The sequence below is a fragment of the Mycobacterium sp. DL genome, assembly GCF_039729195.1.
GTDB lineage: Bacteria > Actinomycetota > Actinomycetes > Mycobacteriales > Mycobacteriaceae > Mycobacterium > Mycobacterium hippocampi_A.
The window spans coordinates 112632-126452 of record NZ_CP155796.1; the positions used below are offsets into that span (position 1 = coordinate 112632).

The window sequence follows — 13821 nt, forward strand, 5'->3', positions numbered from 1 at the left end:
GTTCCAGAGCGGGAGAAAGGTTCGTAATCAACCCAGATTCGCGAAAGTTGTGAGCCCATGTGGCGATCCAAGAGGTCGCGACCGTTTACGCCCACCGTGTTAGTAAGGCCATCGGCCAGGACAATCGCTAACGGCCACCGTGCAGTTGCGCCCACGCACTCTCCAGTTCGTTGTAATCCACTTCGTCCTCCAGACAGCAATAGCGGACATCAGATTGACATTCATGCGGATCGCCGCACGGTGCGCACGCCGCACGCGACATAACCGCGACTTCGCCTACCCCCGAACCACAGATTCCCGGGCTTGTTGGGCCATAGAGAACGATTCGTGGAATACCGATTAGCGATGCGAGATGACGGAGACCGTTGTCTACAGCGACCAGGCAGCATCGACGCTCGGCGATGGCAATGAACTCCTCAGGCGATGCGATCTCTATAATCGGAACCCCCAGATCACGAACTCCATCGGTCGGTCGCCCCGGTCCCTCCACAATGAGCGGCTTGATGCTTGCGAGAATACTGACTTGGCTCACTAGACGTTTAACCGCGTTGGCGCCCAGCGCTTTGTGGCGTGTGCTGGACTGTAGGGATAGCACGGGTCGACAAGGCCTGGTTTGGGTCAGATGCAACATCTCGCGGGTACCGCTGGTCAAGGGGATGATGGCTCTCGCTAGGCCTAGAACCTCCGTCCAGTACTCGACAATCGGTTCGACCGAGTAGGCGCGAGCACGCATCGGATTACCCGATACCGCTAACCACTTGAGCCTTCGAGCAGTCGCGGCAAAACGGAGCGACGGTACCTGCGACACTGCGTCGCGATAGGCGGGGATCTGACAAGATTGACCGTGAAGGTCAGTGACCGCGGTGTCCTCTGGGAGACCGGCCAACTCGGCAAATGAATGGACTGAGTGGAAGGCGCCGTATCGACGAGCAAGGGGCACAAACTGCTCAATCGTAAAGAGCGCGATGTCACCAGGGTTGGCGAGCGAAAGCCTGCAAAGCAGGCACACGTCACCGAGGTGGCCGAGCAGCACGACGTGGTGGACCATTGGTGGGATCACCCGCTTTATTTAGATGAGGTTGAGGTCGAGCAGGTTGAGCGCGCAGCCTCAGCTGTTGTCGGTCGCCATCTCGAGTGTGGCATGGCGGCTCCTGAAGGAAGATCGGGAGCCGCGCTCCTCATCCTCCAGGCAGGACCGTCGTATTCGGATCAATACTTTGCGCGAGTGACCAGCCGAAGGCGATCTATGCGCGAACTCTATGTGATCGACAATCTCGATTCCGCATCACACCTACGAATACGAGGTCGTGCTCGCGGCTGCGACCTACCGTGGATCCGTCGCCACTTCCCAGTCTCGATGACGATCGTCCCGCTTCTCGAGAATTGCGGCAGCTTGCTTTCCACGGACATCTGCCCCCAGTTCGACCGGCTGTTTGCATCGAGTCTGGACCGCGTTGTCGATAAGCCTCCTCAAAACATCTTGCGACCGCTACTCGGGTTATTCGACGAGCTCCCGTGCGAGTACCACAGTCGGGTGCGATCCGCGTTGCGCTTAGCAACAGTTCAAAGCTGGCGAGTGGGGCTAGGGCACGGGGACCCCCATTTGACGAATGTTGTGAAGTCAAGCGAGTCAGACTGCACAGCAGTCGATTTCGCGAGCGGCGGCCTCGTTGTCAAGCGTGTGCACCGTGCGAGATGGGTGAACGCCGTGCATCAAAGCAGATCGGAGCTCAAAGTTGTTTACCCCGAATGCCACTGGTGTTCCGAGGCGCTCGGCGACGATCTAGCGCTGCTGATAGATGCCGCCCGGAGGCTCAGGTCTGAAGGAAGGGACCCTATGCGATCGAACTTCTGGCGCGAATTGGTCATGAGCCTGCTTGCACAGGTAGAAAGGTGAGCGCGATATGCGCCAGCTGGGCATCAGAAGAGGGCGCCGTTAGTACGAGCGCGAAGCCGATGACTGTGCTTATCGACCGCGATGGAGTATTGGTCGATCTGCCGGACAGATACGCCGTCTCCGAGGACTCCATCCGGCCGATTGCCGGCGTAGGCAATGCACTCCTAAGACTGAAGAGACACGGCTTTCGACTTATAGTCGTAACCAATCAAAGCGGTGTTGGTCGGGGATTGGTCACGCTGCCCAAAATGTTAGCCGTCAACGAGCACGTACTGCGATCGGTTGACCCAGAGCGGCGCATCATCGACCACTACATCGTGTGCCCGCACAGTCCGGAGGAAAGATGCTCCTGCCGTAAGCCCCTCACTGGTGGTATCCGCGCGGCGGAACATCGACTTGGCCCCCTAACGAACGGATGGTTTGTCGGTGATCAGATGTCAGATCTATTGTGTGGCAGTGAACTTGGTATGAGGCTCGGTCTTGTCCTCACAGGCCACGGACGAAAAGCTGCTGAGAAAGTCAGCGAATACGAGGGACTCCAAGTCACGATAGGGAAAAACCTAGACGAGCTAAGTGTTGAGATCACAAAGGCCGTCTGACGCCGCCGCGCGGGCAGACGCAAACGAGAATTTTGAGATCGTGCGCGGCGAAATATATGTCGGCCGGAGACCATTCGAGCACTTTATCGGCAGGGTCACCCACTGCCGTAGTTGACGTCACACGTGGCGCCTGTCGCGCAACGATGCAGGTGACTTCATAGTCCTGGCACCCGCTGCGAATAACACCTGCGTCAAAGACATTTCTACGCTGGGTCTGCTGCACGAATAGGTGACATCTTGACCTGATCGTGCAGCAGACCCAAATGAAGGCCACTTTAACTGACTTAGACTAGGTCCAGCCGGTTGTCCCGCACGCCAACCGGGACAACCTCCCGAGTGCCCCGGTTCGCGCTATTGCGGCTTACTTTTGCCCCGTACCCCTGCATGCCGAGCAGTTCACCCAGTTGCCGAAGTCGCTGTGTCCGCCGGTGCCGTTGCACCGTGGACACGTTGCCCGCAGCATTGCCTTCAGTCGCGCCATTTCCTCGTCCTTTCTCGGTCGGAGAACTATGGTGGCACCTCCGCGGCGTCGCCCGATAGCGGTCGTTTGGCCGGCTCGTTTCGGGTGGAATCATCAATGTGCTGGCCTATGCGGAAATGGCGGGACACCGCGGGCGGACGTATTCGCGTGGGTGCACGCCAGCGACAACGTCGAGTTGATGGCGCAGTTGATCGAGAATGCGATCAGCTCCGGAGTATACAGCGCTTGCCATCCCGGCTCCGGCCACGAATCGGCGTTGACGGGGCAACCGGCTGCCGCCATGGCCACGGATGCCGCGACGATGCGAACGCAGAGCGGATGACATCGTCCGCGACCGCGTGGCGCGCCGCTCGCGGGGGTCGGAATCGAGTGCGCTGACCGATACGCAGGTTGATGCCGGCCCCAGGGTCGCGGCAATCCGACTGCTGGCGGGAGCGCGCCTGCCGATAAGGCCGCCGTCTCGCGTGGTCATTCCCAAACGCCGGTGAACTGAGCGCGGATGCGCGGTTGGCGATAGACCGCTACCGGAAAGCACCGCCGACGGAAGAGACGGACTCGGCCAACTGAGTCGTCACTCCGACGCGTTTGGTGGGGAGTCGCTTCCTCACCCAGCGGGCCCAATCAGGGCCTCCACGAGCTGGGAGAGATCATGTGCTGTGACCCCAAGTTTCCGCGCCCGGATCCGGGTCTGACCGAGCGGGAGGCCGAGGTGCTCTGCGTCTGGCTGGTCGAGGACAGCAAGGGTAAGGCGGGCGAGCGGCTGTACGTGACAACGAGCACCGTCGCCACCACCGTCGAACGGATTCGGCGCAAGTACCAGGCCGTCGGCCGACCCGCCCATACGAAGGCGGCGCTCTTCGCGCGGGCTGTGCAGGACGACCTCCTCGATCTCGACGAGCTCTGACCCCCGCTGTCGCTCGTGGGGAATCGCTGTCCCAACACGTCAACGTCGCACCGAACGTGGAGGAAAGCATGACTCACGCAACCGACTCGGCGTCCGCCGATGCGAACGCCGCCGAAGACAACGCGCCATGGGAGCTCGTCGAGGTACTCCGGGAGGCGCTCCCGGATCTCGGCGCCGACGAGCTTCAGAGCCTCGGCCGGACCGTGTACTCCGAACTGGAACTGCGCGTCGGCCGGTGCCTCTCGGATGGCCTAAGCGACGCCGAACTCGACGAGTTCAGTGAGTTGATGAACGCAGCAGACGAGGCGGCCAGCAGCGCGTGGCTGGCGGAACACCGCCCCGACTACCGCGACGTCGTGGCCGCCGAACGCGACGCCATTGTCGCCGAGACCGTGGCGGCACTCGGGGGAGAACCGGCCGCACCGCCTGAGGCGGCACCGGGCCGACCCGACGCGATTGTCGAGGCCAGCCTCGCCGTTGCCGTGCAGTTGCTACGAGGGATGCACGCCAACGTGATTCGCGTCGACGGCCCGCGGGCGTGGGTTGCCCAACAGTGCCCCGACGGTCAGAAGCACACCGTGGTGGTGCGGGTCTCCGACAAGGGATTGATGTGCCTGCACTCGGACGGTGTCGCGTCCTACTCGCAAGCGCGGAAGGCGCAGCTGGTGTCGTTCGCGCAGAACTGGAATCACGAACGCTACTGGCCGAAGGCCTACGTTATCGACAGTTCCGACGGCGACACCTGCCGTGTGGTGGCCGAGATCGCCTACCCGCTGGCACCCGGCATCCACCGGCGCCTGCTCGGCCACCTGCTGGGTACCGCCCTGGCATACATCAGGCGGATGTTCGACGAGCTGGTCAAGGCGATCGACGACGTCGACCCGGATGCCCAGCCTGAGCTGTTCTAGCCGCGCTGGGGAATCGCTTCACCCGTCACGGGCCCCCGACCGGCGGCCCGTTGTGCATCAATGAGAAGGGAAGAGCAATGACCAACGCAGTGAAGATGATGGTGATCGCGTTACTCGCGGCGCTGAGCCCGGCGGTCGTCGGGTGCGCGTCCGTCGAGGATCGCACGCAGGCCGCCAATGTGATCGTCGTGGCGACCGCCACCGCGAACGAACCGGCGGCGATTTTACCTGCCGACTTCGACACGTTGCTGCGGGCGGCGAACAAATCGCGGCAGGGGACGTTGACGCTGTTGGTGCCGAGAGATGGGCGCGTCGAACAAGTCGGGGATCCGATCGACGTGAAGGTAACCCGCGACGGTTCAACTATGGAGAACAACGAGGGCCTGATCGACGAGGGCATCGCGAAGATCAGTGACGAGATTCGGCAGCGCACCAGCAGCATAGGGAGCAACGCGTCCGACCTGGATCTGCTCACGGGGCTCACCGAGGCGAGCCGTCGGGCGAACCAGTCGACGATCGTGCTGATCAGCAGTGGCCTGCAGACGAGTGGATTGCTCGATTTCAATGGTCGCGGTTGGGATTTCGATAGCAGCGCGGTCATCGACGAGTTGCGCGCAGACGGCTTCGTGCCCGACCTGAGGGGGAAGAAGGTCTTGTTCGTCGGGTTGGGTGAGACCGCCGAACCTCAGCAGGCCCTGCCACAGCCGATGCGCGGGAAGATCGAGACGCTGTGGATGGACGTGTGCCACGCGGGTGGCGCACAGGAGTGCGCGAAATCGGCGATGATGCAGCTCGATCCGCCGGTGTCGACGAGCCCCGCCAAGACGGTCGACGTGCCGACGTTCGACCTGCCCGAGTTGCCGTCCGGCGGTGAGGCCACGGTGTCGGTGCCCACCCAGGCACTGTTCGCCCCCGATAGCGCCGAACTGCTGCCGACTGCGGAGAGCCAGCTGGCGGCGCTCGCCGAAAGGCTCGTCGCTCGCGGGGCGTCGATCGATCTCGTCGGTCACACCTGGCGCGTGGGGCCGCCCGAGGGTGCGCGGGCACTGTCCCAGCAACGCGCATCGGCGGTGGCGGACGCACTGGTGCGCAACGGGTATCCGCGTCCGTCGATTGGTGAGGTGCGAGGCGTCGGCTACGACGAACCCATCGCCGTCCCTGGCGGGGACGCCGCGCAGACCGCAGCAGCCAATCGGGTGGTGATCATCGACGTCCGTACGACGCGCTGACGCGGTCGCGGGTGGGCCCGGTGCGAGCACGCCTCGCGCCGGCCCCACCGCGTTCCCCGCTCATGGGGACTCGCTGTTCATTTCGGCGGACGGTCCGCCCGTCGCCATCGGCGACGTCGACAACAACCAAGAAATTAAGGAGAGGAATCGACATGAAGAAGTTCTGGACCCGGTGGCGCGCCAAGCGACGGGAATCGACCCTTGTCGCGACGGCGCGCGGTCAGTACGAGCGGCTGCGGCCCGGCTCGGTGGAGGCGAATCGGCTGCTCAGCGGCGACGGTCTGCTGATCACCGGGGTGCTCGCGGCCATCGCCCTCGTGGTGTCGGCGGCCCGCCGCACGATGGCCCAGTTGGTGCGCGATCACGACCGCGGGATCAACGCGATCACGTCGTTGCGGCTGCAGTTGACGCAGTTGCCCGAACGCCTGCACATCGTGTTGCCCGCCGGTCCGGGCAAGCCGGTTGAGATCGACTCCGTCGAGGCGCCCGGCGGCAAGTCGCCGCGGGGTGGCGGCGGGCTGCTGCGGCGGATCAAGGTCCGAAAGCGGCACGGGGTGGACATCTTCGGTGACGCGATCACGACGTCGGCGGCCAAGGTCGAGCACGACGAGATCGGAGAGCGCATCAACGACGATGCGGCACAGGGCATCACGCGGCACCGCCATCACGTCGCCACGGGCTGGCACTGGGCGGTCCGCGCGCTGCTGTTCTTCGACGTGCTGGCGCTGATGACGCTGACCCTGAAGCTCGAGAACGTGTCGACGGATCTCGCGGCCTGGCAGGAGCAGACGTTCGACCAGGTGCAGCGGCTCGCCACGGCGATCGCGTTCGCGCTGTTCGCCGCGCTCACCGTCGGCGTCTTCGCGCATCTGGTCGGCGGCCACACCTACCGGCACATCCATCGAGCGACGGACATCGAGGGTCGGCCGACGTCGTGGCGCTACCTGCTCGGCGGCTGGTCGCTGCTCGGGGGGCTGTCGATCCTCATGGGCGTGACGATCTTCGTCAGGCTGCACCACGAGGCCAGCGTGACGAACTCCGGCGGCTCCGTGGGAACCTGCGTTGCGCTGTTGATCGGCATCTGTGGCGTCCTCGCACCGCCCGCAGTGGCGCTCGTCGAAGCCATGGACAGCTCGCCGGAGGTGCAGCGGAGGTCGGCGCTCGCGCGAATCGTGCACGGAGCGAATCACGACGAGCAGATGCTGAGCCGGTCGATCGACGGGCACCACCGTGCGCTCTCCGCGATCGTCACGGAGGCCGAGCTGCTAATCGAGGAGACGACGTGCGCGGTCGACCACGAGCGGCTCGCCGCACACCAGGCGATCCTTACGTTGCGCACCGAGTACGGACACACCGGCGAGTACGTCGCGGCGATCGCGTATCCGGAACGCGACGGAGGCTTCCTTGCGGACTACGACCACGCCGTGCAGATGAAGCCGCTGCACGACGGGCTCGCGCGGATGCGGGCGGCGGTCGTGCCGGACGCCGACGACGGGCAGGACGACGCCGGCGAGCGGGTGCCCACTCCCGTCGCGCCGCTGCCGACGACGCCGAACTGGGCGGATGACGAGGGAGGTGATGAGTCTCCAGCCGCCTGACCATCATCAACGAGGTTGCTCGCCGGGTCACGGGACCCGGCGGGCAATCCGTCACGGGGAAAGGACCCGACATGACTGCCGGCATCGTGTATCTGCCGACCCGGAAGCGCACGCCGATCGTGGGCATTGGCGATATCGTCGAGCACTCAGACGATGCTTGCGCGGGTGCGGACCCGTCGCGGTCCGAGAAGGGGGACATCAGCTTGGTCTTCGAGGGGGTGCCCCGCGGTGCGAAGGTGGCTGTCTATTGGGACTTCGAGAATTTGCTGATCTCTCAGTACAAGTACGTCCACGGCAAGCAGGCCTGGGATGTCGATGACTTCTCGGCGCAACTGCGCAAGGCCAGGGAGTCGCCGATCGATACGAGCGTCGTGCTGCGATACGCGGCCACACTCGGGACGGTGGCCGTGAACCGGGCGTACTGCGACTGGACTCGGCCCCTGTTCCGCAGCTACGGAGCGGAGCTGGCCAAAGTCGGTGGCGAGCCCGTCCAGCAGTTCGCGGCGACGGCGGCGAAGAACGGTGCCGACATCCGGATGGCGCTCGACATCGCCGAGGATCTCACTTTCGATGCCGACGTCACCGACGTGCTGATCTGTTCGGGGGATTCCGACTTCCTCGCCCTCGTCGAACACGTGCACCGCGGCGGCAGGCGAATCCATGCCATCGGAGTGGAGGGGTCCACCAACGGGGTGTGGGCGAAGGCGTGCGATTTCCGCGAGTACAACGAGCTGGTCAACCTCGGTTCCGTTGTCGCGCGGTCTCCGTCGCCCGTCGCCGCCGACGAGTTGCTCGCGGTTCTGCGCAGACTGCCCGACGGGCAGTGGTTGCCGACGGATGCGGTGGCGTGCCTCCTGCAGCGAGGGAACTGGGCTGCGGATCCGACGACACCGGACATCGACGGGGTGATCGCCGCCGCCCTCGCGGATGGGCTCATCGAGTCGGCGGGCTCGGCGCATTCCGCTCGAATCCGGATGGCTGCGGCTGCCGAGGTGGTCGAGGAGCTACCGGACGAGATCGAGCTACCCGACGAGGTCGAGGCGGTACCCGACGTGCCGGTCACGGTTCGCGTCGGCCGATGGCCGAAGGTCGAACGCGCCGCGCGGCGAGTGCACCCGCTCGCGGTCAGTGCCGCGGTTCACGCCCGAAAACGATGGGAGACATGGTGGTATCGAACACGGGTGTGAACGAAGCACCCCGGCAGGTGGCCGTCTATTGGCATCTCGAGAACTTGGTGTCCAGTCAATACAACAAGATGTTCGGTTCCGGCCAATGGACGCGGGACAAGCTGAACATGGCCCGCAAAACACCCGAGGATCTCTCCATGGCGCTCGGACGCGCGCGCGTCGATGTCAAGGGTCTGGTTGGGCACGCGCAGTCGCTCGGCGGTCTGGTGATCAACCGGGTCTACGCGGACTGGTCTGTGGGGATGTTCAAGGAGTACCGGCTCGGACTGTCGGCCGTCCGACCCGTCGACTTCGTTCAGGTGTACCGCAGCGTGCCGGTGCGAACCGATATCCAACTTCCGATCGACGTCGTCGCCGATCTGGACCGGTACTCCGGCATCACGGACGTCCTGGTGTGCAGCGGGACAGTGGGTTTCGAGACCGTCGCGACGCACGCGGAGGCGCGGGGGCGGCGGGCCCACGCGATCGGCTTCGCCACCGGCAACAACGCGTCATGGTGTGCGGCAACACAGTTTACGGAGTACGCCGACATCGCGGCGACAGCTCAGATGCCGCCGCTGCCCGCAGCCACCGCTCGCGCGCTGGTGGCGCCGTTCTCGGGCGACTACAGCAGGACTCTGGGTTGCAAGGCACTGCGGTCCGCGGTGACCGGGGTGGATCCGAAGGCGCTTGGATACCCCAGCTTCTGGGGTCTGCTGCGGGCCGCCGCGCTGGAGGGGCTTCTTGAAGTCACGGGTACGAACCAGGACAAGAGCACCGTGCGACTGAACAGGACGGTCGTCGATGTACCGGCGTGACAGGCGTGCGAAGTGGGTTGTTCCGAACAGTGAGGGGGTCGAGTGGCTGAGTTGAACCCGCCTGAGCCGTTTTGGCGTCAGGAGCGTTGGTGGGCGAAAACCGGCGATGACGGCTTGATTTCGCGCAATCAGCTCATCGGCCGGTGGCGCGCCAACATCGACCTCGGTGACCTCGACAAGAAGCAGTTCGAAGAGGAACTGGCGGTGTGGTCGAGCTTGCTCGGCAAGTGCAACTGGGTGAAGGACGACTACGGTCCGGCGGCGGCGGAGTATGCATCGGCGGGCGTCAACTCGGCACGGGCGGGCGACGATATCTGGACGGCCGTCAGCGAGATCTGGAACGACTACGGGGACGGGCTCGCGCGCTACACGCTCGGCCTGGTCGCTATGGCACACGCGCGTCGCCCCGTCGTATCCGGACTGAAGGTGGACGTGATTCGCGAACCCGGTCGTAAGGCGATACGCGACAAGGCTGTTCGCGCGCGGATCGTGGCGCAGTCGCGCATTGAATCCGCTGAGTCGGCACGGGCCTTTCTCCAAGACCCCAGTGCACATCTCCCTGGAGACGTGACGGCTGTGATGCACGTCTACGTGCACCGTCTGTTCGACTTCGCACAGGAACGACGCGACGACGAGATCGCTCATGCGGTGAGCACCGCCATCGACGATCTGATCGAAGAGTTCGGTGAGCCGGACCCCGAAGCCGGTCGCGATCTCTCCGAAGAGGCTCGGCGGAAGGCGGGGTCCCTTCTCAAGGAGGAGCTGGACAAGAAGCCCACGCTCTACCTCAAACATCGAGACGACGGCGTCATCGGCCTCGCTTCCGCCAAGGCAATCGAGTTCCTCGCGAGGAAGATCGACGCGGGCAAGGAAAAGGTGGAGCACGCCGGAATCATCCACCTCACCATCCGGCAGGTTGTCGCCGACGAGAACAGGCGCCTCGCGAGGGAACGCCGGAGACTGGCCTCGCTTGAGCAGATCACCGAACATGAAGAACGCCCCGAGCCCGTCGACGTGGTGAAGCGAGGACAGGCCGCGCACTCCGAACACGAGGTGGAAGTCCGGATCATCGTCGAAAAGCTCCGCGAGGACGTGGCGAGGCAGAGTTATTCGAGACTGAACCTCGATGGCACGGTCACGCCGGTTACGGACTTCTGGGAGAAAGATCTCGCACTGGCGATCCTGGACGGTCGGACGACGTTGTCGTTCGACGAGGGCGCTGCACGTCTGATCGATCTTTTCGGCGACGACTGGGCGCAGGGTCGCTCACCACAACACGCGGTGTGTTTCGACGCGAGGACGTCGGCCGCCTATGTGGAATCGATGATCCGGTCCGCCTATACGCGGGTAGCGGTCATCGAAGACGTACCGAGAGTGTTCGTCACGCAGCACCCCGACGGCACCAAGCGGAAGGCTCGCAGGCTCGCCGCGCGCAAACAATTGCTGCAGAAGGCCAAACGCAGCGCGCTGAGCGCTGCACCCAAGAACGAAGAGGATGAACGATGAGCAAGGAGACCCAAACGGCCGCCGAAGGCGCCCTGGTCGTCGATTCCGACGGTACGACCAGCTGGTGGCTTCCGCGCGTAGCCGCCGTGGCAGAGGTGCGCTTGCCCGTCGCTGACGGCGTAGAGCTCGCCGTCGACGCCGCCGATCCGACGCTGGTGTTGGCGTGGGCGGCGGCGCCCGGTGCCGAAATCGAGTCGCTAGCAGGTGTTTTTGCCGACGCAGGCCTTGTCGACCGAGTACGGGCACTGCGCGGTGGAGGCGAACAGGTCGTCGTCGAGAACGCGCCCACACTGACGCGCCCGTGGGTGCGGATGGCGACGGTTGCAGCGGTGCGGCAGTGCGCGGTGCTCCCACTGCACGAAGGCGCGTTGCTGCTCGACCTCGCGTCGGCCACGAGCGGCGTCGGGCACGCGGAGGCGGCGGCACACGTGTTCGGTCTCGCGGCACCGGTGCTACTGGCCCTCGGTGAACAGTGTCTGGCCAGGGAGATACGCGGCGGCGCGGCAACCGAACTCGTCGAGATCGCACAGGTGGCTGATGCTGCGCTCGCCGGTACGGCATGGGCCGACGATGTGCACGCGCTGGCCGCACGCCTCCGGGAGGAGGTGTCGGAGATTCCTGATGTCTTCGCCTTCGATTTCGCGGGTGCCGTGCGTGCGGACATAGACGGTCCAAGTGTGTTGATGCCGGTCGCGGTCAAAACGCTGGAGTTCGTCGACCCGACCCTGGTGCCTGCTCGCATCCTGGCGTGGCGCGGGGCAGCCGAACGCGAACTCATCATCGAGGTCCATGACGATCATGTCGTCGTTAGCGCGTCGCTCGCCGACGGCATCGATGACCGCACGCTCGAGGCGAATCAGTTATTGGCATATGCCGCTCGTCTCGAGGACGGCGGCTTGATCGCCTCATCTCCGATGACGGTCCACGATCACACCGTCAGCGCGGCGTTGCCCATCGTCGGTGGTGATCAAGCGGTGTCCTTCGGAATCATCCACGCTGACGGCGACTTCGACGATGTTCGCGTCGATGCCGTTGGTCGCGACCTACTCCGGGTCGACCGGCAGATGGTGGACGCCTTCGGTGATCAGCGTGCCGCAGTTGCCGAGCTGCATCGAACGTCCCTGCTCGACGATCAGACGGAGGCCCTGGACGCGAGTACGCGGTACATCCGAGCTGCCAAGGCAGCTGCAGGTGACGCCCTGACGCGCCTTGAGGAGCGACTCGACGCTTCCATCGACGACGTCGACGTACGCGAGTTGATCGAGGCGCGGGTGGCCGCGGTCGAGGCGTTCGAGATCAGGGTCGAACGACGTGCTGTATCAGCGGGAACCGAGCCGCTGCTAGCCGAACTCGTGTCCCGTTCGGGTGCCGAATGACCACTGTCGACATGCGTCTCGATGTGCTCGTCCGCGCCGCAGACGCGGGAGATACCTACATTGCGTGGCGCTGGCTCGACGCACTGGACGATCCGAGGGCCACGCGCTTGGACGCGGCGACAGTCGATGCCGCGATCGCTGAACTGGACTCGGCGCTCATCGCGTCGCTGTCGGATGACGAGTCGGCACTGCAGGCCGCGTCGAGGGCGATGGGGGATGGTGCGTTCACTTCCCTGGACCGTGAACAGCAATTGGCGAAAACCCTCGCTGATGCGGTCATTCCGCCTCGCTTGGTCGACGATATCCTGGCCAAGATCGAAGACGGTGTACGACCGCGGTTGCGGCTCACCCCAAGCCCCCGTCTCGCCCGTGTCCCATGGGAGGTGTTGCGAGTAGGCGACGGCGACCAACGGCTGCTGGACATCGTCGACATCGTGTACGACCCGCCCGCGACGGTGCGTGCGGAGCGGAGCACGCCCGCACGGCAATGGTCCGACCATCGCGGACTTCCGGGTGTGTTCGTCATCGACCCGAGGACGCCGGGAGATCCTGACTCGCTGCCTGTGGTGTCGCCGACCACCAACGCTTCGGATGCCATTCGGAAACAGATCGCCGACTACGTCGAGACCGGCGGTGCACTCGCCGCTGAATCGAGGCGTTGGCAGGGCGGGCAGACCTTCACTCGATCGTGGCTGTCGAAGGCGCTCAACGAGACTCCCCGATCACGACTGTTCTACTACGGTCACGTGTCCGCTGAGCCCGATGAACCCGGTTCGGCCGCGCTGCATCTGAGTGACGAGACCACCGAGAGCTGGGGAATGGCTCGCCCCATCGGTGCCCACCTGCCGCTGAGCGCACTGGACCTCCTGCTCGGCACGACGACCGCGGGGGCTGACGAGTACGCTCGCTATCCGCACGCGAAATCGCCTGCCGGCCACGATATCTGGCCGATGCCATCCCGAGTTGCGGTCATCGCGTGCGAGGGTGGCGCGGATTACCGCTCGCGCGAGACGTTCGGCCTGGTGATCGCCATGCTGAACGCCGGCGCGGAACTGGTGACGACGACGCGCTGGACGTTGCCCACCGACCTCGCGTTCTGGCACTTCCACGACGATGTGGCGCGCCGTGGTGTGCACCCGACCACCGACCTCGCGTTGACCGTCGACCGGGCGCAAACCCTCGACGACCCCGTCGGTGAACTGCTCACATGGCAACGGGGACAATTGAATTCGTGGCGAGATAGCGGTGGTGCCATCGACTTCTCACCGCTGGTCTGGGCGTCGTTGACCAATACCTGGGGCCCGGATGCCACAGTGATAGAGCAGCCGTCGGGCTGAAA

Annotated in this window: 11 protein-coding genes; 10 read left to right on the plus strand and 1 reads right to left on the minus strand. The window is 64.6% G+C overall.

The features are described 5' to 3' along the window. Positions 1-127: 127 nt before the first annotated feature. Positions 128-1060, minus strand: a complete 933-nt coding sequence (locus tag ABDC78_RS00570) for a glycosyltransferase family 9 protein (protein WP_178357559.1) — start codon at positions 1058-1060, stop codon at positions 128-130. A gap of 896 nt (positions 1061-1956) precedes the next feature. Between ABDC78_RS00570 and ABDC78_RS00575 the strand changes: the two genes are divergently transcribed. From ABDC78_RS00575 to ABDC78_RS00620, 10 genes are all read left to right on the plus strand, one after another. Further along, the gene (locus ABDC78_RS00575; RefSeq protein ID WP_178357558.1) at positions 1957-2496 is read left to right on the plus strand and encodes an HAD-IIIA family hydrolase; all 540 of its coding nucleotides are present in this window, start codon (positions 1957-1959) and stop codon (positions 2494-2496) included. A gap of 1130 nt (positions 2497-3626) precedes the next feature. Further along, positions 3627-3881 carry a LuxR family transcriptional regulator gene (locus ABDC78_RS00580; RefSeq protein ID WP_178357557.1) on the plus strand — a complete coding sequence of 85 codons (255 nt, stop codon included), beginning with the start codon at positions 3627-3629 and terminating at the stop codon, positions 3879-3881. 68 nt (positions 3882-3949) lie between these two features. Further along, on the plus strand, positions 3950-4789 hold the full coding sequence (locus tag ABDC78_RS00585; protein WP_178357556.1) for a DUF5663 domain-containing protein: 840 nt from the start codon (positions 3950-3952) through the stop codon (positions 4787-4789). A 77-nt stretch (positions 4790-4866) separates the two neighbouring features. Next, positions 4867-6018 carry an OmpA family protein gene (locus ABDC78_RS00590; protein ID WP_178357555.1) on the plus strand — a complete coding sequence of 384 codons (1152 nt, stop codon included), beginning with the start codon at positions 4867-4869 and terminating at the stop codon, positions 6016-6018. Positions 6019-6170: 152 nt separating this feature from the next. Then, positions 6171-7616 (plus strand): hypothetical protein, encoded by a 1446-nt coding sequence (locus tag ABDC78_RS00595; RefSeq protein WP_178357554.1) that lies wholly within the window; start codon positions 6171-6173, stop codon positions 7614-7616. Between the two features lie 71 nt (positions 7617-7687). Further along, a complete protein-coding gene (locus ABDC78_RS00600) occupies positions 7688-8803 on the plus strand; it encodes an NYN domain-containing protein (protein ID WP_178357553.1) in 1116 nt (371 codons plus the stop codon). Continuing rightward, complete coding sequence (locus tag ABDC78_RS00605; protein WP_178357552.1) at positions 8800-9600, plus strand: NYN domain-containing protein; 801 nt, start codon at positions 8800-8802, stop codon at positions 9598-9600. The genes ABDC78_RS00600 and ABDC78_RS00605 overlap by 4 nt, the downstream gene beginning before the upstream one ends. A gap of 42 nt (positions 9601-9642) precedes the next feature. Next, positions 9643-11106 carry a hypothetical protein gene (locus tag ABDC78_RS00610; RefSeq protein WP_178357551.1) on the plus strand — a complete coding sequence of 488 codons (1464 nt, stop codon included), beginning with the start codon at positions 9643-9645 and terminating at the stop codon, positions 11104-11106. Beyond that, complete coding sequence (locus tag ABDC78_RS00615) at positions 11103-12482, plus strand: hypothetical protein (RefSeq protein ID WP_178357550.1); 1380 nt, start codon at positions 11103-11105, stop codon at positions 12480-12482. The genes ABDC78_RS00610 and ABDC78_RS00615 overlap by 4 nt, the downstream gene beginning before the upstream one ends. Then, positions 12479-13819, plus strand: coding sequence for a CHAT domain-containing protein (locus ABDC78_RS00620; protein WP_178357549.1), 1341 nt, complete (start codon positions 12479-12481; stop codon positions 13817-13819). Before ABDC78_RS00615 ends, ABDC78_RS00620 begins: the two co-directional genes overlap by 4 nt. The last annotated feature ends 2 nt before the right edge of the window (positions 13820-13821 follow it).